This is a genomic window from Methylobacterium nigriterrae, from assembly GCF_037106235.1.
GTDB lineage: Bacteria > Pseudomonadota > Alphaproteobacteria > Rhizobiales > Beijerinckiaceae > Methylobacterium > Methylobacterium nigriterrae.
Genome location: NZ_JBAWTG010000013.1, coordinates 74,966 through 99,400 on the forward strand (window position 1 = coordinate 74,966; position 24,435 = coordinate 99,400).

The following is a 24,435-nucleotide window of genomic DNA, read 5'->3' on the forward strand; positions in this document are numbered from 1 at the left end:
AGAAGGCTATGTCTCGCGTAGGCAAGAAGCCCGTTTCCGTCCCGTCCGGCGTGACGGCCACGGTGAACGGCCAGACGGTCAAGATGAAGGGTTCGAAGGGCGAGCTGCAGTTCGTCGTGCCGAGCCTCGTCAACGTCGCCCTGGATAACGGCGCGATCACGGTCGAGCCGAAGAATCAGTCGAAGGAGGCCCGCTCGCTGTGGGGGACCTCGCGGGCGCAGGTCGCCAACCTCGTCGAGGGCGTCTCGAAGGGGTTCGAGAAGCGCCTCGAGATCACCGGCGTCGGCTATCGCGCCGCCATGGCCGGCAAGGCGCTCAAGCTGTCGCTCGGCTACAGCCACGACATCGAGTACGAGATCCCGGCCGGCATCACGATCACGACGCCCAAGCCCACGGAGATCGTGGTCGCGGGCATCGACCGCCAGCGCGTCGGTCAGGTCGCCGCCGAGATCCGCGACTACCGCGGTCCCGAGCCCTACAAGGGCAAGGGCGTGAAGTACGCGGGCGAGTTCATCTTCCGCAAGGAAGGCAAGAAGAAGTAAGGACCGGCCGACATGTCACGCAAGAACGAAGCACTCGACCGCCGCAAGGCGCGTGTGCGCCGCGCGCTGCGGGCGGCGGCCAACGGGCGGCCCCGGCTCTCGGTGTTCCGCTCGTCGAAGCAGATCTACGTCCAGGTCATCGACGACGCGCAGGGCCGCACCCTGGCCGCGGCCTCTTCCCTGGAGAAGGATCTCAAGGGCAGCCTGAAGACCGGCGCGGATGTCGCTGCGGCGACCGCCGTCGGCAAGCTCGTGGCCGAGCGCGCCAAGGCGGCCGGGGTCACCCAGGTGATCTTCGATCGCTCGGGTTACCTCTATCACGGGCGCGTCAAGGCGCTCGCGGATGCCGCCCGCGAGGGTGGTCTCGATTTCTGATCGGCGGCAAGGGGCGGTGCGCCGCCTCTGAGACGACAACATCAAGCGAGCGGGCCCGCCGCCCGCGTCAGTGAGACGGATAAGGTACAGATGGCACGTGAACGGGAAGGCGGAGGCCGCGGCCGCCGCGAGGAGCGCGAAGAGCGCGACAGCGAGTTCGTGGACAAGCTCGTCCACATCAATCGCGTCGCCAAGGTGGTGAAGGGCGGCCGTCGCTTCGGCTTCGCGGCCCTCGTCGTCGTCGGCGACCAGAAGGGCCGCGTCGGCTTCGGCCACGGCAAGGCCCGCGAGGTCCCAGAGGCGATCCGCAAGGCGACGGAAGCGGCCAAGCGCGGCCTCGTGCGCGTCTCGCTCCGCGAGGGCCGGACACTGCACCACGACGTGCAGGGCCGTCACGGCGCCGGCAAGGTCATCCTGCGCGCCGCGCCCCAGGGCACCGGCATCATCGCGGGCGGCCCGATGCGCGCCGTCTTCGAGACGCTCGGCATGCAGGACGTGGTGGCGAAGTCGCTCGGCTCGTCGAACCCCTACAACCTCGTGCGCGCCACCTTCGAGGCGCTCAAGAACGAGGACAGCCCCCGCGCCGTCGCGGCCCGCCGCGGCCTCAAGGTGTCGAGCCTGCAGGCCCGCCGCCGCGACGCCGACCCGTCCGACACGTCCGAAGCGGCCGTGGCGTAAGGGGAGGGTGGCGAGATGGCAAAGACGGCTACCAAGACACTTCGCGTCGAGCAGATCGGCTCGCCGATCCGCCGCGAGGCCTCCCAGCGCGCGACGCTGATCGGCCTCAAGCTCAACAAGCTGCACCGGGTCGCCGAGCTGGAGGATACGCCCTCCGTGCGCGGCATGATCAACAAGGTGCGGCACCTCGTGCGCGTCATCGACGGCGCGGCTTGAGGAGGGCATCATGAAGCTCAACGAGATCCGCGACAACGAAGGCGCGACCAAGAACCGGATGCGCGTCGGACGGGGCATCGGCTCCGGCAAGGGTAAGACCGCGGGCCGCGGCGTGAAGGGTCAGAAGGCCCGGACCGGCGTGTCCATCAAGGGCTTCGAAGGCGGCCAGATGCCGCTGCATCGTCGCCTGCCGAAGCGCGGCTTCAACAACATCCACGCTGCCGACCTCAACGAAGTCAATCTCGGCCGCGTGCAGGAAGCGATCGAGGCGGGCAAGCTCGACAAGGGCGCGACCGTGACGGTCGACGCGCTCGTCGCCGCTGGCATCATCAGCCGCGCCCGCGACGGCGTGAAGCTGCTCGGCGTCGGCGAATTCAGCACGAAGCTCACCTTCGAGGTGACGCGCGCCTCGAAGTCGGCGGTCGAGGCTGTCGAGAAGGCCGGTGGCACCGTCAACGTCGTCTACGCCTCCGGCGTGTCGACCCGCGGTACGGCCGAGGCGACCGCGTAACGCGGTTGCGCAGGGTTCTCGCAGCCCTTAAGTCGAAGCGCTGAGCGGCGGCCCGTGCGACCTCGCGCGTGGCCGCCGCTTCGTTTTACACGGGTGCCTTCGAGGCCCCGCACCATCCTTCTCAGGAATCCAGGCCATGGCCTCAGCCGCCGAGCAGCTTGCCGCCAACCTCAATTTCGGGGCGATCGCCAAGGCCGATGAGCTGAAGAAGCGCATCTGGTTCACGCTGGGCGCTCTCGTGGTGTTCCGCCTCGGGACCTACATTCCGATCCCCGGCATCGACCCGGAGCAGTTCGCCCGGAACTTCCAGCAACAGGCGGGCGGCGTGCTCGGCCTGTTCAACATGTTCTCGGGCGGGGCGGTGGAGCGCATGGCGATCTTCGCGCTCAACATCATGCCCTACATCTCGGCCTCCATCATCATCCAGCTCCTGACCTCGGTGATCCCGAGCCTGGAGGCGCTGAAGAAGGAGGGTGAGTCCGGCCGCAAGGTCATCAACCAGTATACCCGCTACCTCACGGTGCTGCTCGCGCTCGTGCAGTCCTGGGGCATCGCCGTCGGCCTGCAGAGCTCGAGCGCCGCGATCGATCCGGGCCCGTTCTTCCTGCTCTCGACCGTGATCACCTTGACCGGCGGCACGCTGTTCCTGATGTGGATCGGCGAGCAGATCACCTCGCGCGGGATCGGCAACGGCTCATCGCTCATCATCTTCGCGGGCATCGTGGCCCACCTCCCGACCGCCATCGTGGGTGCGCTGGAGCTCGGCCGCACGGGCGCTCTTTCCTCGGCCGTCATCCTTGGCGTCGGCGTCGCGGCGATCGCGCTGGTCTACTTCATCGTGTTCATGGAGCGGGCCCAGCGCCGCCTCCTCATCAACTATCCGAAGCGGCAGGTCGGCAACCGCATGTACGAGGGCCAGACCTCGTTTCTGCCTCTGAAGCTCAACACTTCGGGCGTCATCCCGCCGATCTTCGCCTCCTCGCTCCTGCTCCTCCCGGCCACCGTCGCGAGCTTCTCGGCGAACCAGGGCGGCACCGGGGTCCTCGCCACCATCACCACCTACCTCGGCCATGGCCGGCCGCTCTACATGGCGCTCTACGCGGCACTGATCATCTTCTTCGCCTTCTTCTACACAGCGGTGGTGTTCAACCCGCAGGAGACAGCGGACAACCTGAAGAAGCATGGCGGCTTCATCCCGGGCATCCGCCCCGGCGAGCGCACCGCCGCCTTCATCGATAGGGTTCTGACCCGCATCACCTTGATCGGAGCGCTCTATCTCACGTTCGTCTGTCTGGTGCCCGAGATCTTGGCCTCCTACGCCTCGGCGAGCCTGGGCTTCGGCGGCACCTCGCTCCTCATCGTCGTTTCCGTCACGATGGATACCGTGGCGCAGATCCATGGGCACCTGATGGCGCATCAGTACGAGGGCCTCGTCAAGAAGGCCAAGCTGCGCGGCGCCTCGACGACGGCGCGTCGCCGCTGATCCGCTGGCGGGGCGGCCTCGCGGCATCTCCGCAACAAATCGCCCGGACAGGATAGAGTTGGTCTTTTCTCCGACTCGCCCACGGGCGGAAAATCGGTAGAACGACTTGCGACGCAGTGACGCCAGGGAGGCGTCGCCGACGCCCTTCAAGCCCGAAGACGGGCAACGGACGAGGACAGACGCCATGCGGATCATTCTGCTCGGACCACCCGGAGCTGGTAAGGGCACCCAGTCCGAGCGGATTGTCGAGCGGTTCAGGATCCCACAGCTCTCCACCGGCGACATGCTCCGCGCGGCGGTCGCGGCTGGCACGCCCGTGGGCCTGCAGGCGAAATCCGTGATGGAGAGCGGCGGCCTCGTGCCCGACGCGGTCGTGGTGGGCATCGTCGCGGACCGCATCGAGGAGCCGGACGCCAAGCGCGGCTTCATCCTCGACGGCTTCCCTCGCACGGTCGATCAGGCGATCGCCCTCGATAGAATGCTCACCGAGAAAGGCCTGTCGCTCTCGACGGTGGTCGAGTTCAAGGTGGACGAAGACGCCCTCGTCGGCCGTATCGCCAAGCGCGCCGAGGAGACGGCGGCTCGCGGTCAGGCCGTGCGCAAGGACGATACGCCGGAGGTCTTCAAGACGCGCCTGGCCGCCTATCGGCGGCAGACAGCTCCGCTCTCCGCCTATTACGAGAAGACCGGCATGCTGCGGACGGTCGACGGGATGAAGCCCATCGACGCGGTGACGCTGGAGGTGATGTCGGTGCTGGAGCCCCATGCCGAGGCGGCGCATTCCTGACAGGCGCAGGGAGTTGACATCGCGCCGGCCCCGCGCTAGCAGGCCGGTCTTCGTCCAGACGGAAGTTGGTCCGGGGCGCCTCGTTAGGGGCGGCCGCGGGCCGATTTGTCGTTAGGGCGGCGCGCAGGGGCCGGCCTCCACCGGACGCGCGTGTAACGAGAAGCAGGCCCGGGCCGGGAGCGCCCGCGTGCCACATGGAGCAAGACCTTGGCCCGTATCGCAGGCGTCAACATCCCGACGAACAAGCGCGTCGTCATCGCGCTCCAGTACATCCACGGCATCGGCTCGAAGAAGGCCGAGGAGATCACCTCCAAGGTCGGCATCCCGGCCGAGCGCCGCGTGAACCAGCTCACCGACGCCGAGGTGCTGCAGATCCGCGAGACGATCGACCGCGACTATCTCGTCGAGGGCGACCTGCGGCGCGAAGTTTCGATGAACATCAAGCGCCTGATGGATCTCGGCTGCTACCGCGGTCTGCGTCATCGCCGCAACCTGCCGGTCCGCGGCCAGCGCACCCACACCAATGCCCGTACGCGCAAGGGCAAGGCGAAGCCGATCGCAGGCAAGAAGAAGTAGTATTTTCGCATCGGAGGCCGTGCTTCGCGCAGCCTTCGTCCCGTCGCGCCGGGTGCCCATCGGCATCGGCAGTCGAAGCGGAACGCTCCTGCACGGCAGCGCCGCCAAGTCCCAGAAAATCCCGAGCGCCTGGAGTTACGGGCGTGCCTGAAGGAAGAGAGCGAGACAAATGGCCAAGGAACCGACCCGCGTCCGCCGGCGCGAACGCAAGAACATCGTCTCGGGCGTCGCGCACGTGAACGCGTCGTTCAACAACACGATGATCACCATCACCGACGCGCAGGGCAACACGATCTCGTGGTCGTCCGCCGGGGCGATGGGCTTCAAGGGCTCGCGCAAGTCGACGCCCTACGCCGCCCAGGTCGCGGCCGAGGATGCGGGCCGCAAGGCCGCCGAGCACGGCATGCGCACCCTTGAGGTCGAGGTGTCGGGTCCCGGGTCAGGCCGCGAATCGGCCCTGCGCGCATTGCAGGCTGCGGGCTTCACCGTGACCTCGATCCGCGACGTGACCTCGATCCCGCACAACGGCTGCCGCCCGCGGAAGCGCCGCCGCGTCTGAAGCGGAGGCATCTCACCGGCGGACGAACGAGACACGGAGGTATGCGTGGCGGAAGGTTCGAAGGCACTCCCGGGGGCATTGCGTTGGAGCTTGGGTGACCTCACGGTCACGGTTCTCAATGACGGCTACCTGCAGGGGTCCCTCGACCTGGTGACGGGCATTCCGAAGGCAGAGGCCGGCAAGCTTCAGGCTGCCGGCTTTCGTGCTGAGGCGCCCCGCATCACGCTCAACGCCTTCCTGATCACCGGGCCGGGCCGCAAGCCGGTCCTGATCGATACCGGGATGGGCGGGTTCGGCGGCGAGACGCTCGGCCGGGTGCCGGCGGCACTGGCACTCACCGGGGTGCGGCCCGAGGAGATCGAGACGATCCTCCTGACGCATCTCCATCCGGACCATGCGGGTGGCCTGCTCGCGGATGCGGGCAGGGCGGCCTATCCGAACGCAGAGATCCTCCTGCACGCCGACGAGGCGGCGCACTGGCTCGGCGACGAGGCCCTCACACGGGCGCCTGAGGAGGCCAAGCCCTATTTCGAGGGCGCTCGGAAGGCGGTCGCTCCCTACAGGGACCGCATCCGCACGATCAGGGGCGGCGAAGTCTTGCCGGGCGTGACGGCGGTTCCGCTGCCGGGGCACACGCCGGGGCACACCGGGTTTCGCATCGTCTCGGGCGCGAAGTCGCTGATGATGTGGACCGACGTGGTGCACCTGCCGGCGATCCAGTTCAAGCAGCCGGAGGCGGGACTCGTCTTCGACGTCGACGGGGATCAGGCGCGCGCAACCCGCAAGCGCGTCCTCGACGAGGTGGCGAGCGAGCGCAGCTTCGTCGCGGGCTCGCATCTCGAATTTCCGGCCCTCGGCTTCGTCGTGCGCGACGGCGCCGGCTACAGCTTCGTGCCCGAACTCTGGGTCGCGGCACAGTAACGAACCATTCGGAGGCCGGCCGGCGCTTGGGAGCGAGGCGGCGCGGCATCCGGCGCGGATCAGGAGTACGGCCCGCGCCCGTATTGCGAGAGGTAGGACCGTGGTCATTCAGAAGAACTGGCAAGAGCTCATCAAGCCGAACAAGCTGCAGGTGACGACCGGGGACGACCCGAAGCGCGTCGCCACCGTCGTGGCCGAGCCCCTGGAGCGCGGCTTCGGCACCACGCTCGGCAATTCGCTGCGCCGCGTGCTCCTGTCGTCGCTGCAGGGTGCGGCCGTTACCTCGATCCAGATCGACGGCGTGCTGCATGAGTTCTCGTCGATTCCGGGCGTGCGCGAGGACGTCACCGACATCGTCCTGAACATCAAGACCATCGCGATCCGCTCGCAGACGGATCAGCCCAAGCGCATGACCCTGCGCAAGACTGGTCCTGGTCTCGTCACCGCCGGCGATATCGGCGCGGTCGGAGACATCCAGATCCTCAACCCAGATCTCGTGATCTGCACCCTCGACGACGGCGCCGAGATCCGGATGGAGTTCACGGTCGCCACCGGGAAGGGCTATGTCCCGGCCGAGCGCAACCGCCCCGAGGATGCCCCGATCGGCCTGATCCCGGTCGACGCCCTGTTCTCGCCCGTCACCAAGGTCTCCTACCGCGTCGAGAACACCCGCGAGGGCCAGGATCTCGACAAGGACAAGCTGACCATGACGATCGAGACCAACGGCGCGGTCTCGCCGGAGGATGCCCTGGCCTACGCGGCCCGCATCATCCAGGACCAGCTGCAGGTCTTCGTCAACTTCGAGGAGCCCCGCAAGGAAGAGGCCGCGCCGCTCGCGCCGCAGCTCCCCTTCAACCCGGCACTCCTCAAGAAGGTGGACGAGCTGGAGCTCTCGGTCCGTTCGGCGAACTGCCTGAAGAACGACAACATCGTCTATATCGGCGACCTCATCCAGAAGTCAGAGGGCGAGATGCTGCGCACGCCGAACTTCGGTCGCAAGTCGCTCAACGAGATCAAGGAAGTCCTCGCCGGCATGGGCCTGCACCTCGGCATGGACGTTCCCGGCTGGCCGCCGGAGAACATCGAGGATCTCGCCAAGCGCTTCGAGGAGCATTACTGAGGGCGCGTCGGCCGGGACCGGGCCGGGACTCGCGGCCCGTTCCGACCGATCCGGACCCGGCGCATCTTAGCCGGATCCGGGAGAAACCCGCCGCGGGGTCAAGCGGAATGAGAAGCCTCGATCCTGAGGCGCTTGGCCGTACCGTGGCACGGCGGCCATAGAATGAAGGACAGCCGATCATGCGTCACGGTTTCCGCGGTCGCCGCTTCAACCGCACCACCGAGCATCGCAAGGCGATGTTTGCCAACATGTCCGCCGCGCTGATCAAGCACGAGCAGATCATCACCACCCTGCCGAAGGCCAAGGATCTGCGCCCGGTCGTCGAGAAGCTGATCACGCTCGGCAAGACCGACAGCGTCCACACCCGCCGCCTCGCGATGGCGCAGCTGCGCGACGAGGCGATGGTCAAGAAGCTCTTCACGGTGCTGGGCCCGCGCTACGATGCTCGCCCGGGCGGCTATTGCCGCATCATGAAGGCCGGCTTCCGCTACGGCGACAACGCCCCGATGGCGGTCATCGAATTCGTGGATCGCGACGTCGATGCCCGCGGCCAGGATTCCGGCCCGGCCCAGGGCGGCGAGACCGCGGCGGCCTGAGCTCGGCTCAGGGCATGGAGACGAGAAAGGCGGCCGAGAGGCCGCCTTTTTTCGTTCCTGCTTCCTGGAGCGTCGGCTCGCCGCACCGAGCGTCGGGAGGGGTGCATCAATCCGCTGGCCCTTCCAGGAGTGCCGAGACCCGCGCGGCAAGCTCGGCCGATCCGAACGGCTTCGTCAGGACCGGGACATCGTCCGGGATCTGCATCGCGTCGGCATGCCCCGTCAGGATCAGCACCGGCAGGTTCGACCAGCGCCGACGCACGGTGGCGGCGAGTTCGGCGCCGGACATGCCCGGCATCGCGAGGTCGGCCACGACGAGGTCGAAGGCGCCGCGCTCGAGAAGCTCCAGCGCCGCAGCACCGTCCGCCGCCTCCGTCTCGCGATAGCCGAAATCGTTGAGGAAGGATGCGGTGACGTGGCGGACTTCGGCGTCGTCGTCGACGACGAGGATACTGGCCGAGCGCGTCGCCACGGGCGCCTCGGCGATCGCCGGTTGCTCGGCATCCACCGCCGCCTCCGTCCGAGGGAGCACGAGCTCGACCCGCGTGCCGCGACCGACCACGCTCTCGATGCGGAGCCGGCCCTTCGATTGCTGCGCGAGACCGAACACCATCGCGAGGCCGAGGCCCGTGCCCTGGCCGACCGCCTTGGTGGTGAAGAACGGCTCGCAGACCCGTTGCAGAATCTCGGGGGGAATGCCGGTGCCGGAATCCGCGACGGTGATGCGGACGTACTCGCCGGGCTCAAGCTCAGGGTCGTCGCTCACCCACTCCGGGGCGGTGGTGATCGTGATCGTGCCGCCCTCGGAACTCGCATCGCGCGCGTTGATGCAGAGGTTGAGGATCGCGAGCTCGAGCTGGTCGGAATCGACCTGCACCGGAGGCAGGTCCGGTGCGAGCGCCGTCGTGACGGTGACGAGGCCGCCGAGGCTGCGCTGGAACAGATCGCCCATCCCGTCGATCAGCCCGTTCACGTCGGTGGCGCGCGCCTGGAGATCGTGTGAGCGGCTGAAGCTGAGGAGCCGTTTCGTCAGCGAAGCGCCGCGTTGCGCGGCCCCCGTCGCGTTCTCGATGAGGCGGCGGACGCGCGGCTGGTCCTGCACCTTCGGGCCGACGAGTTCCAGGCTGCCGAGGATCGCCGTCAGGAGATTGTTGAAGTCGTGGGCGATGCCGCCCGCCAGCGTGCCGAGCGCCTGCATCTTGTCGGACTGGCGCAGGCGCGCCTCGAGGCTGCGCTGCTCGGTCACGTCGCGCTCGATCGTGGCGAGATGGGCGACATCGCCGGAAGGCGCGCGGATCGGCACCCGTACCACGTGGCTCCAGCGCTCGGCCCCGTTCGGCCCTTCGGCCGTCAGGCTGTTCATGGCCTCGCCCGAGGCGATCGCGGCGGCATCGGCCTGCGTCGTCGCGGCCGCGCGCGCGCCGACGAGGTCCGCCTCGCTGCGCCCCAGGCAGGCACCGACATCCCGGCCGAGCAGCGCCGCCTTGCGGGCGTTGAGGCGGATGAAGCGGCCCTCGGCATCCTTGAACGAGATCGCGTCCTCGGAATGATCGAGGAGGCCAAGGAGGAGGGCGCGTTCCGTGGCGAGATCGCGCCCGAGACGATGACGCTCGAAGGCGTTGCGCACGGTGCTGCGCAGGAGCACCGCATCCCACGGCTTCGTGACATAGCCGGTGATCCCGCCCCGATTGAGAGCCGCGATCACGGCCGTTATGTCGGCATAGCCCGTGAGCAGGATCGCCTGCGCCTCGTGGAAGGCCCGCGCCTCGGCCAGAAGCGCGTCGCCCGTCATGCCGGGCATGCGCTGGTCCGAGATGATCACGGCGATGTCGGGATCGGCGGCCAGGATGGACAGGGCCTCGGCCGGCTTCGTCGTGGCGACGACCCCGTACTCGTCCTCGAACAGATCCTCGAGGGCTATCAGGATATCCGGCTCGTCGTCGACGGCCAGGATCGTGCCTTTGTTCATGCTCAAGCCGCCTGCCGCGGGATGCCGATCACGAAGCAGGCTCCACCTCCTGGGGCCGACTCGACGGTGAGCGAGCCGCTATGCGCCTGAACGACGCTGTATGCAATCGCGAGCCCGAGCCCGGTTCCCGAGCCGACCGGCTTGGTGGTGAAGAACGGTTCGAAGATCTTTTCGCGGAGCGCTTCCGGGATGCCGGGGCCGGAATCGCTGATCCGGATCAGGTCGACATCGTCCTGGCTCTCGGTAACCACCCGGATCGTGCCGCCCTCCGGCATGGCGTCGGCGGCGTTGCCGAGAATGTTCATCACCACCTGATTGAGGAGTGCGGGCGTGCAATGGATCTCCGCGCGTCCGGAGAAGTCGCGCTCTACCGTGATCCGGGTACCGAGCTTGTGCTGGATCAGCGCCAGCACGGTCTCGATCGCCTCGGGCACGTTGACGAGGGAGCGCTCGCCCTCGTCGAGGCGCGAGAACTTGCGCAGGTTGAGCACGAGATCCTGGATGCGGGTGAGCCCCATGCGCATGGAGCCGACCCGGGCGCGCGCCTTGGCGAGGGCACGCTCGGCCTCCAAATCGCGCGCGGGCCCGCCACTCGGGGTTGCAGGCAGCTCGCCGAGCAGACGCTCGACGGTACCCTGATGCGCCAGGATGAAGGCCAGCGGGTTGTTGATCTCGTGGGCGATGCCGGCGACGAGCTCGCCGAGGGAGGCCATCTTGGCGGCCTGGACGAGCTTGGCCTGAGTCTCGGTGAGCTTGCGATTGGCGTCGGCGAGGTCGCGGTTCGCCCGCTCCAGGGCGCCCGCGAGCTGGGCGCGGGCCTCGGCGGCCTCGGCCTCGGCGCGCGCCCGCTCCAGTGCCCGCTCGCGGTCGCCGAACTCGCCGGCGATGCGGCGATCGTCCTCCTCCAGGAGGCGACGGCGGACGAGGCCGCGTACCCGCATGACCAGAATCTCGGCTTCGGCCTTCGAGACGACGTCGTCGGCCCCCGCCGCGAAGGCATCGACAAGAAAATCCTTCGCTGGGGCGCTGCCCGCGATGCCCACGAGCTGGAACGGTGCGGCCTCCGCGCCGGTGCGGCGCTGGTGGATCGCCCGGCAGAGGCCGAGGCCGTCATAGGCCGGGCCGAGGAGGTCAACGGTCACGCAGTCGAAGCTCGCCCCCGCTGCGTCGAGGGCGGCGAGCGCCGCCTCCTGCCCATCCGCGGCCGTGACCGCGTGGCCCTCCTGCGTGAGGAGCCCCGAAAGGAAGGTGCGGTAGGTGGTGCTGCCGTCGACCACGAGGACGCGTCCGCGCCGGAACGCGGCGACGCCCGGCCCCTCCGCGGCGGGCACGCCCTTGCGCTCGCGCAGGAGCGCGCGGATGCGCAGGATCAGCAGATCGCGGTCGGCGGATTTTGCCACGTAGGCGTCCGCCCCGCTCTCCAGCCCCTGACGCTCGCCGTCGCGGGCACCCGTGAGCATCAGGAGGGGGAGGGCGCGGGTGCGCAGCGACAGTCGCATCTGGCGCGTGAACTCGTCGCCGTTCATGCCGGGCAGGTGGTAATCCGCGACGACGAGATCGGGCAGGCGTGTGTTCAGGTGGTCGAGAGCCGCCTCGGCGGTGGCGCAGCGCTCGACGGAGAAGCCCTGTCTCTCGAGGAGGAGACGCAGTTCGAGGGCCTGCGTCTCCGAATCCTCGACGAGGAGGATGCGGGCCTTATCGGCCTCGGTCGCGCGCGTGGTTTCCATGCTCACGGCGCAGGTTCCGGATTGATGCTGCGCAGAACATGTCCGGCGATCCTGTCGAGCGGCAGGACGCTGCGGGCGGCCGCGAGGCGCACCGCCGCTGCGGGCATCCCGTAGACCACGGCCGTGCTCTCGTGCTCGGCCACGGTCGTCGCGCCAGCCCGGCGCATGTCGAGGAGGCCGAGTGCCCCGTCCTCGCCCATCCCGGTCAGAAGCACACCGATGCCGCGGGAGCCGGCCTGCCGGGCGACCGAACGGAACAGGACCGTCGCGGCCGGCCGCTGCCCGCCGACCGGTGCGGAATCGAGGATGCGCAGGACGTCGTTCGTGCCGAGCTCGAGGTGCCGGTCGCCCGGCGCCACATAGACCCGTCCCCCCTCGGCGCGCTCGCCGTCCCGGGCGACCGATACGGGCAGGGGCACGACGCCGTTCAGCCAGGCGGCGAAGCCCTCCATGAAGGCCGCGCCCATGTGCTGGACCAGGAGGACCGGCAGCGGGAAGTTCTCGGGCAAGCTGCCGACGACCCGGGCGAGGGCGGGCGGTCCGCCGGTCGAGGCGGCGATGGCGAGCACGCTCGGCTGGTCGGACGGCGCCGGCGCCCGCACGGGCGCGGGGGCCCCCGCGCTGACGCGGCCCGCCCATTCCGTGCCGATCGGGCGGCGGCGGATCACCGGCACCTGCGCCATGATGCGCAGCTGGGTGCAGATCTCTCCCGCCACCGCGTCGTAGCCGGCATGGGTCGTGGCGACGGGCTTCTCAACCACCGAGAGGGCGCCCGCCCGCAGGGCATTCATCGAGATGCGCAGCGAGGAATCTTCGACCGCATCCGCCACCACCACGATCGGCGTCGGGTGCTCGGCCATGATCCGGCGGGTCGTTTCGAGGCCGTCGATGCCGGGCAGCCTGATGTCCATGGAGACCACGTCGGGACGGTTCGCCGCGATCGTCTCCAATGCTTCCTCCCCCGAGGCCACGGCGGCCACGAGTTCGAGGCGCGGATCGCGCCCGATAATGTGCATCAGGAGTTGGCGCACGACGAGGCTGTCCTCGACGAGCATCACGCGGACACGTCCGGTCACAGCAACTGGCCGATCGTGTCGAGCAGCTGACGCTGGTCGAATTTCTGCTTGGTGAGATAAGCGTCCGCACCGAGATCGAGACCGCGCGCCACGTCATCGGCATCGCCCCGCGACGTCATCAGGATGACCGGCAGGCGCGCGAAGCTCTCCTCCGCCCGCAGGGCCCGCAGCAGGCCGAACCCGTCGAGGCGCGGCATCTCCACGTCGGCCACCACGAGATCAATCGTCTCGATGTCCGCGCGCAGACGATCGAGAGCGTCCTGCCCGTCGACGCAGACGACTACGCGGTAGCCGGCCGCTTCCAAGATGCCCTTCTCCAGTGTGCGCGTGGTGATGGAATCGTCGACGACAAGAATCGTCGAACGTCGCGTCTCCGGCATCGTTCCGCGCGCGTCCCCGCGCTGTTCGGACGCGCTGGCCGGCCCTGCCGCCGATCTGGTCTCGCCGACGCGCGCGACAAGCCCCTCGGGATCAAGAACCAGGGCGGGCACGTCGCCGGACAGGATCACCGTGCCCGACACGACCCGCGTATCGGCCCCGATCGGCGGCGCTGGCAGGACGAGGAGCGTGCGCACGTCGACGAGGCGATCGACCCCGAGGAGAAACCGGCGGCCGGCCGCCCGCAGCAGGAGCGCGGTGAGCGTCGGCGCATCGGGCGCCGCCTCGCGCGCGGGCAGGCCGACGAGATCGCCGAGAGGAACGATCGGCAGGTTCATCTCCGCGTCCGCGCCCTCGATGCGCGCGACCGGACGGCCCAGGGCGTGGCCGAGGCTCGCCCGGTCAAGGCGGAGAAGGCGTTCGACGGCGATACCCGGGAGCGCGAAGGTGGTGCCGCCCGACTCCACGAGGAGCACGCTGCGTCGGGAGGCCGAGAGGGGCAGGCTCATGGTCAGCACCGTGCCCCAGGGGTCGCGGGGTTGGAGCCGCACGCTGCCCCGGAGCGAACGGACGGCGTCGGCCACCACCGAGAGCCCGAAACCGCGGCCCGAGAGGGTGTCCACCGCGGTCGAAGTCGAGAAGCCCGGCTCGAAGACGAGCCCCAGAAGGGCCTCGGCATCCGGCTGGTCTCCGGGCCGCAGCAGGCCGCGCGCCCGGGCCGTCGCCTCGATGGCGGCGAGATCCGGTCCCCGGCCGTCATCCGCCACGCTGACGACGAGGCGCCCGCCGCGCGCGGCGGCCTCGAAGTGAATGGCGAGGGCCGGCGGCTTGCCGGCCCGCCGCCGGATCTCGGGGGTCTCGGCGCCGTGGCTGAGCGCGTTGCGCAGCGCGTGCAGGACCGGATCCTTCAGAGCCTGAAGCATGGCCCGGTCGACCGGCAAGTCGAGCCCGCGCACGCTGATCTCGACCTCGCGGCCCTGCTCGCGGGCCGTCTCGCGCAAGGAGCGGGCAAAGCCGCCGAAGACCGTCTCGGCCGGGACGAGAGCGAGGCGCTCGGCCTGAGTACGGACGCGAGCCGAGGCGCCCTCGATGGCGCTCGCCACGCCGGCCTGCCGACGGGCGAGCTCGATGGTCTCGCGGGCGAGCGCCGCGAGACTCGCCTCGAAGGCGCGCAGATCCGAACGGATGCCCTCAAGGGCCGTGTTCGCCTCCTCGTCGCCCCGATCGCGTAGGATCTGGACAAGGACGGGAAGCGATCCGCGTCCCCGAGCGACTTCCGCACGGCGGCGCAGGTCGCCGGCCGCTCGGGCGAGGCGCGCGAGGCCGTCGGCGACCTGCGCCTCGCCTCCGAGCGTGCTCGTCAGCTCGTGGGCCGCCCGCGTCAGGGCCTCGACCGCGTCGGCCGGCACCCGCAGGAGAGCCAGCGTGGGATCGACCGCCGCATCGGCGGGCGGGGCGGCGGGCACCGGGGCCTCGATCACGGCAGATGCCGGCGGCTCGCGCGGCGACGATCCGGAGTCCGGAGCGAGGCGATGGTCGAGGGCGGCGAGCGCGTCGTCCGGCATCTCGGGCGCAGCAGCCACCTTCAGCTCGGCGACGTACGCCTCGACCCGGTCGAGGGCGAGATGCGTCGCGCTCGTAGCCTCGCGGTCGAGACCCGTGTCGCCGCTCACGATCCGCTCGAACAGGGTCTCAAGGCGATGCGCCACCGCCTCGACCGCGGGCAGGTCGACGGCCCGTGCCGCCCCCTTCAGACTGTGGGCGCGGCGGAAGATGTCGTTCCAGTCAGGCTGGCGGCCCTCCTGGCCGCCGGCCAAAGCCGCCCGGATCGCGTCGATGTGCTCGCGATGCTCGACCTCGAAGGCCGCGAGGAGCTGCTGGCGAATGTCCATCGGGCGGGTGCGGCGCGCCTAGTGCCGGTAGCGCTCGGCCAGCGTCATCAGCGCCTGGGCGAGCTCGGTGAGGTTCGCCGAGGCCGCCTCCACCTCGCGCGTCCCCGCCGCCGTCTGCTGGCTCGCCTGCCGGATGTTCTGGAGGGCCCCCATCACCTGCTCGATGCCGAGCTGCTGTTGGTTCGTCGAGGCCACGATCTGCTGGAAGGTCTGAACGCTCTCCTCGACGCGGGCGGTGATCTCCTCGATGGTCTTCTGGGTGGTGTCCGAGCGCGCCTTTCCGGTGGCGGCGCGCTTCACGGCCTCCTCGGTGAGCATCACCGAGGTGTTGATGCCCCGTTGGATCTCGCCGAGGATCGCCCGGACCTGCCCTGTCGCGCCCTTGGCCTGATCGGCCAGGAGCTTCATCTCGGCGGCCACTACCGCGAAGCTGCGCCCGCCCTCGCCGGCAGCGGCCGCCTCGATGGCGGCGTTGAGCGCCAGGAGGTGCGTGCGCTCCGAGATGTCGTTCACCGTGGTGATGATCTCGCCGATGGTCTGCGTCTTCTCGGAGAGCGTCACGATATTGCCCGCGACGGCCTCGGCCTGCTCGCGGATCGCGTCCATGGCGCGCGCGGTGTCGGCCACGGCGCGCAGGCCGGCCTTCGAGGTCTGGGCGGTCGCCTGCGCGGTAGCGATCACCTCGCCCGCGCGCTTGGTGATCTGGGCGCCCGAATGGGTGATCTCGTCGACCGTGGCGGCCGTCTCCTGGACGGCGGCGAACTGCTCCTCGACGGAGGCCGCCTGCTCCTGAGCCGAGGCGCGGATCTCGGCGGCAGCGGCGTTGAGGTCGGCGGTAGCGGCACGGTTGGTGCGGGCGAGGTCCGCGAGTCCCGCCACCATGCCGTTGAGGGTTCGCCCGAGCCGCCCGATCTCGTCGTCGCTGCGCGCCTCGAGGGTGCCGGACAGGTCGCCCGAGCCGACGCGCTCGGCGAATTCCATGACCTTCTCCAGAGGGCGCACGACAGCCCGGCTGATTAGGACCGTCACGAGGATCGCCAGCAGCACGCAGGCGACGAGCGTCAGGATGATCGAGATCCGGCTCTGCTCGTAGACCTCGCGGACGCGGCGCTGGCCGACCGCGATGCCCTCGTCGAGGAGGTCGCGGTTCCGGTCGATGCCGCGCAGGAAGGATTCCTGACTGCGGTTGAGCTCGTCGTTGCGGGCCTCGACCGCCGCCATGTCCTTCGCTGCGACGGCGGCGAGCTGCGCCTCGCTCGATGCGCGCAGCTGACGGAACGACGCCATCGAATCATTGGCCGCGTCGCTGAGCCGCTTCCAGACGGCGGCCCGCTCGGGCGAGACCGAGGATGCCCGGAACTCGTCCGTCGTGCGGGCCAGGACCGAGAGGGCGGATTCGGTGTCGTTGGCGGCGCGCCGCCACGCCGCGGCTGGCTCTTCCTGATCGGTGGCCGGACGGCGGTCCGAGAGGACGCCGATCACGGCGTTGCGCCGCAGGATGCCCATGTCGCGGGAACGGTTGCCGAGGTCGTCGAGCCTGCGGGCGATCGCGAGGTCGCGGCTGATAATGGCGTCGGTCGTGTCGCGCACAGTCCCGATCTGGCCCAGCGCGTAGATGCCGAGCGCGATGATCACCAGGGTAACGGCGACGAAGCCGAGGAGGATCCGTTTTCCGATCGAGATCGACACGCGTCAGGCTCCGGCAACCGGCAGCCTCACGGGCATCGAAACCCGCAGGGCCGCGTCATTCCAGTCAGAGGGTCACGGCAGGAAGCGCCGCAGGAGGCGCGGCAGGTCGACGACGACGAAGTCCCCGACGCCGGCCGCGCCGAGTTCAGCCGGGGCATAGCCCGAAACGGCCTCGCTGCCCAACCCGTCGAGGATCCGGGCATCGGCGGACGCCGAATCCGCCCCGTCAGCCGCCAGGCGAGCGACGCCGAGAGCCCGGTCGACGGCGAGCGCGATCGGGGCGGCGGTGGCGCGCAGAACAACGAGATGGCCATCCTCGCCACGGCTCACGCCCTCGCGGCCGAGGGCGCGGGCGAGGCTCAGCACGCTGACGATGGCGCCGGACAGCGCCACGATCCCGAGGAGCGCCGGGGGCGCTTCGGGAATCGACGTGCAGGGCTTGGCCGGCAGGATCTGCGCCACGGCCGCGAGGGGCAGGCCGTAGCGCTCGGAGCCGCAGGCGCAGACAAGGACCGAACCCGCCGGGTCGCCGCGAAGGGATCCGGAGGCGCGCTCGCGACCCCGCCGGGCGAGCGCGATGGTCCGTGCCTCCCGCAGGCCCCGCGTCCGCGCGGCCTCGTCCGCTCTCGCCTTCGTTCCCCCCACCGGCATCCTCATCCCAAGCCGGTCCGCGCGAGGCGCGCGCTCTCGGCAATCTCCCGGGCGCTCGCCCCGTCGCCTTCCGGGACGGCCGCGTCTGGCTTGAGCGCTTGCGCCAAGCGGGCCGCATTGTCGAGGGCCCGGCGCGCGGCCGGCCGCCGCCCGGTCGCGGCGAGTAAAAGGCCGAGATGGTAATGGGCCATCACGAAGTCCCGGTCGAGGTAGAGCGCCGCGCGCAGGCTGCGCTCCGCCTCCGCGTCACGCCCGAGGCTGTGCGCCAGCAGCCCCTCGAAGAAGCGAAGACGCGAATCGGTCGGCGTCGCAGCAAGGGCCTCGCGGATACCGCGCCACGCCGCGGCGGTCTCGCCCGCGTCGGCGAGCGCCCGGATGCGGGCCAGGCTCTCGTCGGGCAGCAGGTCGGGCGCCGCCTCGGACGGGAGGGCGGCGCTCGCCGGCAGAACCGGCAGCGGGACGGGGGACAGCGCGCGCGGCGGCAGCGCCTCTGTCCGCGCCGCGGCGGCCGGGGGAAATACGAGAGGCGGCGCAGACGCGACCTGCGCAGCGGGCGCCGACGCGACCGGGACCGGCAGGATCGGGAGCGCGCCGTCCTCCGGGCGCCGATAGGCGACCGTGCCCGGGAGATTGACCGGCGTCAGCCAGCCCGCGAAGGCCGGGTTCGGCTCAGCATGGCCGATCAGCAGCCACCCGCCCGGCCGCAGCCGTCGCGCCAGCGCCCGCACGATCGCCGCGACCGTGTCGGCGTGGAAGTAGATGAGCACGTTGCGGCACAGGATGAGGTCGTGTTCGGGAGCGGGCGCCGAACCCGTCCCCTCGACGAGGCTCATCAGGTTCCCCCGCTCGAAGCGGACCATGCGGCGGAATTCAGGCCGCAGGAGGTAGGTGCCCTCGCGGGCGGGCCCGGGCCGCGCGGGCAGGCGCCGGAAGTAGCGCGCCCGCTCCTCTGCCGGCAGCGTTCGCAGGGCCCAGCGGCCGTACTCGGCGGCCCGGGCCGTTGCGAGCGCCGCGATGCTGATGTCGGTCCCGAGAATGGTCAGATGCCAGTCGGGCAACGCCTCGCCGAGGAGCTCGTGCAGGAGGATCGCCACCGAGTAGGGCTCGGCTCCCGTTGAGCAGCCCGCGCTCCAGACCTTCAGGGTCCGCGCGCTCCCGCGCTCGGCGATCAGGCCGGGCAGGATAGTGCCGCGCAGCGCATCGAACTGCTCGGCGTAGCGGAAGAAGAAGGTCTCACCGATGGTGATCTCGGCCTCGAGCGCCGCCCATTCCTGGGCGCCAGGCTGGCCGGCATTCAAGAGGGCCTGATAGGCGCCGGCATCCGCCGCGCCGCTGGCCTTGAAGCGGCGGCGGAGACGGTCGAACAGGAGGTCGTCCTTGTCGACGTAGTAGTGGTGCCCGGTGCGTGCGATGATCTGCGCCTTCAGCGCTGCGTAGCCCGGATCATCGTGCGGGCCCTGCCGCACCGTTCTCGCCACGGGACGCCCCGGTCAGGCGACCGGCAGGGCGGCCAGGCGCTCCTGCGCGGCGCGGGCGAGGGCATCGAGGCGCCCGCGCTCCTCCGCCGTCAGGATTCGGGCCGGCGAGAGGGCATGAACGAGGCGCTCGCCCAGGCTTATCTCGGCCTCGACGCAGCCGTTCAGGGTCTCGGCGCCGGAGACGGGACCGATCGCCCGCGCCTCCACGGTGACGAGGTCGCTGACCCGGTCGACGAGGTAGGCGGTCGTGCGGTCGGCGCCGAGAACGAGATGAGCATAGGGTCCCGGCTCCACCGGCTCCTCGCGCAGGCCGAACAGGCGCGCGAGGTCGACCACCGGAACGGCCGCGCCGCCGAGGTTGAGAAATCCGGCCAGGAGCGGTCCGACGGCAGGCGGCCGGAACAGGGTCGGGAGCGGCAGGATCTCGCTCACCGCCGCGCGGGGCAGCGCGCAGGGCACCCCCGCCACGTCGAGCAGGAGAAAAGCCGCGGTCTCGGCCCGTGCCGCCTCGGAGGTGACCACCGGTGACGTTGCCTTCCTGGAGAATTGCTGCCTGGAGAATTGCTGAAGGCCCCTGATAGGTCGGGCGCGTGCCCGGGGCAATCGCGTCCACCATCACGGTTTCGAGCCCGCCGGTCCGCGAAGCCCCGTTGACCCTCGATGACCTCTCCGCTATGAGACGCGACACTTTTCGCGACTCGCCTGTTTCGGGCGGGCGAGACAGGTCCGGACGTTACCCCGATGCGTCACATCCTTATCGTAACGGAAGCGCCACTGACGGGGCGGCCCTGAGACGGGGCCGCGATCCGGGCGGTGGCGCATGCGGGGTCCCAGTCGGGGCCCTTTTTTGTTGCCCGCGGCCGGGTTGAAGCGCAACGGAGTTCGAGAACGGGTTCAAGGAGCAAGGCGATGAGCGGCGAGGTCATGACCGGGGCCGAAATGGTCATCCGGGCGTTCCAGGATCAGGGTGTCGATACGCTGTTCGGGTATCCCGGCGGCGCGGTGCTGCCGATCTACGATGCGCTCTTCCACCAGGATGCGATCCAGCATGTGCTCGTGCGCCACGAGCAGGGCGCCGTCCACGCGGCGGAAGGCTATGCCCGCTCCTCCGGCAAGGTCGGCTGCGTCCTCGTGACCTCGGGACCCGGCGCCACGAACATCATCACGGGCCTCACCGACGCGATGATGGACTCGATCCCGCTCGTCTGCATCACCGGCCAGGTCCCGACGCACCTGATCGGCACCGACGCGTTCCAGGAATGCGACACGGTCGGCATCACGCGCCACTGCACGAAGCACAATTACCTCGTCAAGTCGATCGACGACCTGCCGCGCATCCTGCACGAAGCGTTCTACGTCGCGAGCCACGGGCGCCCTGGCCCGGTCGTCGTCGACCTGCCGAAGGACATCCAGTTCGCAAGCGGGCTCTACGAGCGCCCGACCTTCGAGGGCCACAAGACCTACCGGCCAGCCGTCAAGGGCGATCCGGACAGGATCCGCGCGGCCGTCGAGCTGATGGCCTCCGCGCGCCGGCCGGTCTTCTACACCGGCGGCGGCGTCATCAACTCCGGACCCGAGGCCTCGCGCCTCCTGCGCGAGCTCGTCGCGGAGACGGGCTTCCCCGTCACCTCGACCCTGATGGGCCTCGGGGCCTTCCCCGCCTCCGACGACAGATTCCTGGGCATGCTCGGCATGCACGGGACCTACGAGGCCAACCTCGCGATGCACGATTGCGACGTGATGATCTGCATCGGCGCGCGCTTCGACGATCGCATCACCGGCCGGCTCGACGCCTTCGCGCCCTACTCGAAGAAGATCCACGTCGACGTCGATGCCTCCTCGATCAACAAGGTCGTCAAGGTCGATGTCGGCATCGTCGGCGATTGCGCCGCGGTGCTGGAGGACATGCTGGCCGCTTGGCGCGCGCTGCCGGCCCAGCCCGACAAGGACCGCCTGGAGGGATGGCTTGCCAAGATCACCACGTGGCGCGCGCGCGAGTGCCTCGCCTACTGGCCGTCGGGCACGATCATCAAGCCGCAACACGCGGTGCAGCGGCTCTACGAGGCCTGCAAGGCGCGCGAGACCTACATCACCACGGAGGTCGGCCAGCACCAGATGTGGGCGGCCCAGTACTTCAAGTTCGAGGAGCCGAACCGCTGGATGACAAGCGGGGGCCTCGGCACGATGGGCTACGGCCTGCCCGCCGCGATCGGCGTTCAGCTCGCCCACCGGGACGCGCTCGTCATCGACATCGCGGGCGAGGCCTCGATCCTGATGAATATCCAGGAGTTGTCGACGGCCGTGCAGTACCGCCTGCCGGTCAAGATCTTCATCCTGAACAACGAGTACATGGGCATGGTTCGCCAGTGGCAGGAATTGCTGCACGGCTCGCGTTACTCGCAGAGCTACTCGGAGAGCCTGCCGGACTTCGTGAAGCTGGCGGAAGCCTACGGCGCCAAGGGCATCCGCTGCGAGAAGCCGGGCGATCTCGACGCCGCGATCAAGGACATGCTCGACTATGACGGGCCGGTCATCTTCGACTGCGTCGTCGACAAGACCGAGAACTGCTTCCCGATGATCCCGTCGGGCAAGGCGCATAACGAGATGCTGCTCTCCGATTATCTCGGCGAGACCGGCGTCGATCTCGGGGACGTGATCTCCGAGGAAGGCAAGATGCTGGTCTGAGGCGGCCGGGGAGGAGCAGGACCATGAACGCCATGAACACGCATTATCCCGAGCCGGTCCGGGTCGAGGCCGTCAACCGGCACACGCTCGCGGTGATCGTGGACAACGAGCCGGGCGTCCTCGCCCGGATCTCCGGGATGTTCTCGGGCCGGGGCTACAACATCGAGAGCCTCACGGTGTCGGAATCCGAGGAGGCCCGGCACCTCTCCCGCATCACCATCGTGACGACCGGCACCAACGCGGTGATCGAGCAGATCAAGGCGCAGCTCGACCGCCTCGTGCCGGTGCACCGGGTCGTCGACCTCACCCTCCAGGGCAACTCGCTGGAGCGCGAGATCTGCCTCGTGAAGGTCGTGGGGCAGGGGGATCACCGCAGCGAAGCCCTGCGGCTCGCGGCCGCCTTCGACGCCAAGACCCTCGACGCGACGCTCAATTCCTTCGTGTTCGAGCTCACCGGCTCGACCGAGGAGGTCGACCGCTTCATCCGCCTGATGACGGTGATTGGCCTCGTCGAGATCTGCCGCACGGGCATCGCCGCGATGGGACGCGGGGCGGAGCCGCTGTAGACCGTGTTCCGAAGCCAGCCGCCGCAAATGGAAGATCGGATGACCGCCCGCACGCTCTACTACGCACCCGGCGCCTGCTCGCTCGCCTCGCACATCGCGCTGGAGGAGACCGGTGCGCCCTTCGAGACCGTCCGCCTCAACCTGCAGGCCGGGGACCAGCGCGCGCCCGCATATCTCGCGGTCAACGAGCGCGGCCGGGTGCCCGCGCTCTACGAGGACGGCTGGGTTCTCACCGAGAACACGGCGCTCCTGCGCCACATCGCCCGCTCGCACCCCGATGCGAAGCTCTGGCCGGAAAGCCTGCGCGATCAAGCCGTCGCCGACGAGTGGCTCGGCTGGCTCTCCACCAACCATCACCCGGCCTACGCTCATATCCGCAGGGCCGAGCGCTACAGCGCCGACGAGGCGGCCTATCCCGGAATCCGCGCCAAGGGGGCCGACACCTTCGGCGACCTCTGCACGATGACCGAGGTGCGTCTCGCCGATGGCGGCTGGGCGGTCGGCGGCCGCTACAGCGTCGTCGACCCCTACCTTCTCCTGTTCTGGATCTGGGGGCGCAGCCCGGCGCTGGAGTTCGACATGGCCGGGCGCTTCCCGTCCTGGACGCGGCATGCGCGGGCCATGGCCGAGCGCCCGGCGGTGCAGCGGGTCTTCGAGCGGGAAGGACTTCCGCTTCCGGCGTGACGACGGGCGGGGAGTGTCGGCGCGGGAGCGCTGCCATGCGGCGATTTCCCCTTTCGTCAAGGGGATCGCCTCGCTAAAAGCGCCGCCATCGCACGGCCGCGCGAACGAGGGCGCCGGAGCGCACTCATCGACACCGGAAAAGGGACAAGCCGCCATGCGGGTCTATTACGATCGCGACGCAGACCTGAACCTCATCAAGGGTAAGAAGGTCGTCATCGTCGGCTACGGCAGCCAGGGCCACGCCCACGCGCTGAATCTTCGCGATTCGGGCGTGAAGGACATCGTCATCGCGCTGCGCGAGGGCTCGGCTACCGCCAAGAAGGCCCAAGGCGAGGGCTTCAAGGTGATGTCGGTCGCCGAGGCCGCCAAGTGGGGCGACGTGGTGATGATGCTCACCCCCGATGAACTGCAGGGCGACATCTACCGGGATTCGCTTGAGGGCAACATGAAGCAGGGCGCCGCCCTCCTGTTCGCGCACGGCCTCAACGTGCACTTCAACCTGATCGAGCCGCGCAAGGATCTCGACGTGCTCATGGTCGCCCCGAAGGGCCCGGGCCACACCGTGCGCGGCGAGTATCTCAAGGGCGGCGGCGTGCCGACCCTGATCGCCATCGCGCAGGACGCGTCCGGCAACGCGCACGACCTCGGTCTGTCCTATGCCTCGGCCAATGGCGGCGGCCGCGCCGGCATCATCGAGACGACCTTCAAGGAGGAGTGCGAGACGGATCTCTTCGGCGAGCAGGCCGTGCTCTGCGGCGGCCTCGTCGAGCTGATCAAGGCCGGCTTCGAGACGCTCGTCGAGGCGGGCTACGCGCCCGAGATGGCCTATTTCGAGTGCCTGCACGAGGTGAAGCTGATCGTCGACCTCATCTACGAGGGCGGCATCGCCAACATGAACTACTCGATCTCGAACACCGCCGAGTACGGCGAGTACGTCACCGGCCCGCGCATCGTGACGCCGGAGACCAAGGCCGAGATGAAGCGCGTCCTCAACGACATCCAGTCGGGCATCTTCACCCGCAACTGGATGCTGGAGAACAAGGTCGGCCAGACCTCGTTCAAGGCCACCCGCGCCAAGCTCGCCGCCCACCCGATCGAGGAAGTCGGCGCGAAGCTGCGCGGCATGATGCCGTGGATCTCCGAGAAGGCGCTCGTCGACAAGTCCCGCAACTGATCGGACGCTGTTGGCGAATTCGCCTCAGGACCGGCCGAGGTTGCCCCACGCTCTGTGATTGGGCAGCCTGCGCTCGCAACTCAGCCCTACAGGGGCGCCCTC

Annotated in this window: 24 protein-coding genes; 16 read left to right on the forward strand and 8 right to left on the reverse strand. The window is 69.5% G+C overall.

The genetic code is table 11. The features are described 5' to 3' along the window. Positions 1–8 precede the first annotated feature (8 nt). The 12 genes from rplF to rplQ all read left to right on the forward strand — a co-directional run bounded on the left by rplF (position 9) and on the right by rplQ (position 8,364). The gene (gene rplF, locus WDW90_RS10000; protein ID WP_336487230.1) at positions 9–542 is read left to right on the forward strand and encodes a 50S ribosomal protein L6; all 534 of its coding nucleotides are present in this window, start codon (positions 9–11) and stop codon (positions 540–542) included. A 12-nt stretch (positions 543–554) separates the two neighbouring features. Then, positions 555–917 (forward strand): 50S ribosomal protein L18, encoded by a 363-nt coding sequence (gene rplR, locus WDW90_RS10005; protein ID WP_336487231.1) that lies wholly within the window; start codon positions 555–557, stop codon positions 915–917. Positions 918–1,007: 90 nt separating this feature from the next. Further along, complete coding sequence (gene rpsE / locus WDW90_RS10010) at positions 1,008–1,595, forward strand: 30S ribosomal protein S5 (RefSeq protein WP_336487232.1); 588 nt, start codon at positions 1,008–1,010, stop codon at positions 1,593–1,595. Between the two features lie 15 nt (positions 1,596–1,610). Beyond that, a complete protein-coding gene (gene rpmD / locus WDW90_RS10015) occupies positions 1,611–1,811 on the forward strand; it encodes a 50S ribosomal protein L30 (RefSeq protein ID WP_336487233.1) in 201 nt (66 codons plus the stop codon). 10 nt (positions 1,812–1,821) lie between these two features. Further along, complete coding sequence (gene rplO, locus WDW90_RS10020; protein WP_336487234.1) at positions 1,822–2,322, forward strand: 50S ribosomal protein L15; 501 nt, start codon at positions 1,822–1,824, stop codon at positions 2,320–2,322. Positions 2,323–2,458: 136 nt separating this feature from the next. Further along, a complete protein-coding gene (secY, locus tag WDW90_RS10025) occupies positions 2,459–3,805 on the forward strand; it encodes a preprotein translocase subunit SecY (RefSeq protein ID WP_336487235.1) in 1,347 nt (448 codons plus the stop codon). A 184-nt stretch (positions 3,806–3,989) separates the two neighbouring features. Further along, positions 3,990–4,592: an adenylate kinase gene (locus WDW90_RS10030; RefSeq protein WP_336487236.1), complete on the forward strand. Its 603-nt coding sequence runs from the start codon at positions 3,990–3,992 to the stop codon at positions 4,590–4,592. A gap of 207 nt (positions 4,593–4,799) precedes the next feature. Continuing rightward, a complete protein-coding gene (rpsM, locus tag WDW90_RS10035; RefSeq protein ID WP_336487237.1) occupies positions 4,800–5,168 on the forward strand; it encodes a 30S ribosomal protein S13 in 369 nt (122 codons plus the stop codon). Positions 5,169–5,337: 169 nt separating this feature from the next. Beyond that, a complete protein-coding gene (gene rpsK / locus WDW90_RS10040) occupies positions 5,338–5,727 on the forward strand; it encodes a 30S ribosomal protein S11 (RefSeq protein ID WP_009866710.1) in 390 nt (129 codons plus the stop codon). A 45-nt stretch (positions 5,728–5,772) separates the two neighbouring features. Beyond that, the gene (locus tag WDW90_RS10045; RefSeq protein WP_336487238.1) at positions 5,773–6,648 is read left to right on the forward strand and encodes an MBL fold metallo-hydrolase; all 876 of its coding nucleotides are present in this window, start codon (positions 5,773–5,775) and stop codon (positions 6,646–6,648) included. Positions 6,649–6,730: 82 nt separating this feature from the next. Continuing rightward, the gene (locus WDW90_RS10050; RefSeq protein WP_336487253.1) at positions 6,731–7,768 is read left to right on the forward strand and encodes a DNA-directed RNA polymerase subunit alpha; all 1,038 of its coding nucleotides are present in this window, start codon (positions 6,731–6,733) and stop codon (positions 7,766–7,768) included. A 179-nt stretch (positions 7,769–7,947) separates the two neighbouring features. Beyond that, complete coding sequence (rplQ, locus tag WDW90_RS10055) at positions 7,948–8,364, forward strand: 50S ribosomal protein L17 (RefSeq protein ID WP_336487239.1); 417 nt, start codon at positions 7,948–7,950, stop codon at positions 8,362–8,364. 106 nt (positions 8,365–8,470) lie between these two features. Here the strand turns inward: rplQ and WDW90_RS10060 are convergent, their stop codons facing one another. The 8 genes from WDW90_RS10060 to WDW90_RS10095 all read right to left on the reverse strand — a co-directional run bounded on the left by WDW90_RS10060 (position 8,471) and on the right by WDW90_RS10095 (position 19,746). Continuing rightward, complete coding sequence (locus WDW90_RS10060) at positions 8,471–10,333, reverse strand: response regulator (RefSeq protein WP_336487240.1); 1,863 nt, start codon at positions 10,331–10,333, stop codon at positions 8,471–8,473. Positions 10,334–10,335: 2 nt separating this feature from the next. Continuing rightward, entirely contained in the window at positions 10,336–12,060 is a 1,725-nt protein-coding gene (locus WDW90_RS10065; protein WP_336487254.1) for a response regulator, read from the reverse strand. Between the two features lie 2 nt (positions 12,061–12,062). Next, positions 12,063–13,115, reverse strand: coding sequence for a chemotaxis-specific protein-glutamate methyltransferase CheB (gene cheB, locus WDW90_RS10070; protein ID WP_336487255.1), 1,053 nt, complete (start codon positions 13,113–13,115; stop codon positions 12,063–12,065). 17 nt (positions 13,116–13,132) lie between these two features. Next, the gene (locus WDW90_RS10075; RefSeq protein ID WP_336487241.1) at positions 13,133–15,406 is read right to left on the reverse strand and encodes a hybrid sensor histidine kinase/response regulator; all 2,274 of its coding nucleotides are present in this window, start codon (positions 15,404–15,406) and stop codon (positions 13,133–13,135) included. Between the two features lie 18 nt (positions 15,407–15,424). Beyond that, a complete protein-coding gene (locus WDW90_RS10080) occupies positions 15,425–17,095 on the reverse strand; it encodes a methyl-accepting chemotaxis protein (RefSeq protein WP_336487242.1) in 1,671 nt (556 codons plus the stop codon). A gap of 72 nt (positions 17,096–17,167) precedes the next feature. Further along, positions 17,168–17,746, reverse strand: a complete 579-nt coding sequence (locus WDW90_RS10085; protein ID WP_336487256.1) for a chemotaxis protein CheW — start codon at positions 17,744–17,746, stop codon at positions 17,168–17,170. A 2-nt stretch (positions 17,747–17,748) separates the two neighbouring features. Further along, positions 17,749–19,224: a CheR family methyltransferase gene (locus tag WDW90_RS10090; protein ID WP_336487243.1), complete on the reverse strand. Its 1,476-nt coding sequence runs from the start codon at positions 19,222–19,224 to the stop codon at positions 17,749–17,751. 12 nt (positions 19,225–19,236) lie between these two features. Further along, entirely contained in the window at positions 19,237–19,746 is a 510-nt protein-coding gene (locus WDW90_RS10095) for a chemotaxis protein CheW (RefSeq protein WP_336487244.1), read from the reverse strand. A 387-nt stretch (positions 19,747–20,133) separates the two neighbouring features. On the opposite strand from WDW90_RS10095, the gene WDW90_RS10100 reads away from it, so the two are divergent. The 4 genes from WDW90_RS10100 (at position 20,134) to ilvC (ending at position 24,333) form a co-directional block, all read left to right on the forward strand. Further along, positions 20,134–21,909 carry an acetolactate synthase 3 large subunit gene (locus WDW90_RS10100; protein ID WP_336487245.1) on the forward strand — a complete coding sequence of 592 codons (1,776 nt, stop codon included), beginning with the start codon at positions 20,134–20,136 and terminating at the stop codon, positions 21,907–21,909. Positions 21,910–21,932: 23 nt separating this feature from the next. Further along, a complete protein-coding gene (gene ilvN, locus WDW90_RS10105) occupies positions 21,933–22,475 on the forward strand; it encodes an acetolactate synthase small subunit (protein WP_336487246.1) in 543 nt (180 codons plus the stop codon). A 39-nt stretch (positions 22,476–22,514) separates the two neighbouring features. Beyond that, a complete protein-coding gene (locus WDW90_RS10110) occupies positions 22,515–23,159 on the forward strand; it encodes a glutathione S-transferase family protein (RefSeq protein ID WP_336487247.1) in 645 nt (214 codons plus the stop codon). 154 nt (positions 23,160–23,313) lie between these two features. Further along, the gene (ilvC, locus tag WDW90_RS10115; protein ID WP_336487248.1) at positions 23,314–24,333 is read left to right on the forward strand and encodes a ketol-acid reductoisomerase; all 1,020 of its coding nucleotides are present in this window, start codon (positions 23,314–23,316) and stop codon (positions 24,331–24,333) included. Positions 24,334–24,435 lie beyond the last annotated feature (102 nt).

Excerpts from the sequence above, each read along its gene's own strand:
- rplF (WP_336487230.1), top strand. The coding sequence starts at position 9 with ATGTCTCGCGTAGGCAAGAAGCCCGTTTCCGTCCCGTCCGGCGTGACG.
- rplR (WP_336487231.1), top strand. The coding sequence starts at position 555 with ATGTCACGCAAGAACGAAGCACTCGACCGCCGCAAGGCGCGTGTGCGC.
- rpsE (WP_336487232.1), top strand. The coding sequence starts at position 1,008 with ATGGCACGTGAACGGGAAGGCGGAGGCCGCGGCCGCCGCGAGGAGCGC.
- rpmD (WP_336487233.1), top strand. The coding sequence starts at position 1,611 with ATGGCAAAGACGGCTACCAAGACACTTCGCGTCGAGCAGATCGGCTCG.
- rplO (WP_336487234.1), top strand. The coding sequence starts at position 1,822 with ATGAAGCTCAACGAGATCCGCGACAACGAAGGCGCGACCAAGAACCGG.
- secY (WP_336487235.1), top strand. The coding sequence starts at position 2,459 with ATGGCCTCAGCCGCCGAGCAGCTTGCCGCCAACCTCAATTTCGGGGCG.
- WDW90_RS10030 (WP_336487236.1), top strand. The coding sequence starts at position 3,990 with ATGCGGATCATTCTGCTCGGACCACCCGGAGCTGGTAAGGGCACCCAG.
- rpsK (WP_009866710.1), top strand. The coding sequence starts at position 5,338 with ATGGCCAAGGAACCGACCCGCGTCCGCCGGCGCGAACGCAAGAACATC.
- rplQ (WP_336487239.1), top strand. The coding sequence starts at position 7,948 with ATGCGTCACGGTTTCCGCGGTCGCCGCTTCAACCGCACCACCGAGCAT.
- WDW90_RS10060 (WP_336487240.1), bottom strand. The coding sequence starts at position 10,333 with ATGAACAAAGGCACGATCCTGGCCGTCGACGACGAGCCGGATATCCTG.
- WDW90_RS10065 (WP_336487254.1), bottom strand. The coding sequence starts at position 12,060 with ATGGAAACCACGCGCGCGACCGAGGCCGATAAGGCCCGCATCCTCCTC.
- cheB (WP_336487255.1), bottom strand. The coding sequence starts at position 13,115 with ATGCTCGTCGAGGACAGCCTCGTCGTGCGCCAACTCCTGATGCACATT.
- WDW90_RS10075 (WP_336487241.1), bottom strand. The coding sequence starts at position 15,406 with ATGGACATTCGCCAGCAGCTCCTCGCGGCCTTCGAGGTCGAGCATCGC.
- WDW90_RS10085 (WP_336487256.1), bottom strand. The coding sequence starts at position 17,746 with ATGCCGGTGGGGGGAACGAAGGCGAGAGCGGACGAGGCCGCGCGGACG.
- WDW90_RS10100 (WP_336487245.1), top strand. The coding sequence starts at position 20,134 with ATGAGCGGCGAGGTCATGACCGGGGCCGAAATGGTCATCCGGGCGTTC.
- ilvN (WP_336487246.1), top strand. The coding sequence starts at position 21,933 with ATGAACGCCATGAACACGCATTATCCCGAGCCGGTCCGGGTCGAGGCC.
- WDW90_RS10110 (WP_336487247.1), top strand. The coding sequence starts at position 22,515 with ATGACCGCCCGCACGCTCTACTACGCACCCGGCGCCTGCTCGCTCGCC.
- ilvC (WP_336487248.1), top strand. The coding sequence starts at position 23,314 with ATGCGGGTCTATTACGATCGCGACGCAGACCTGAACCTCATCAAGGGT.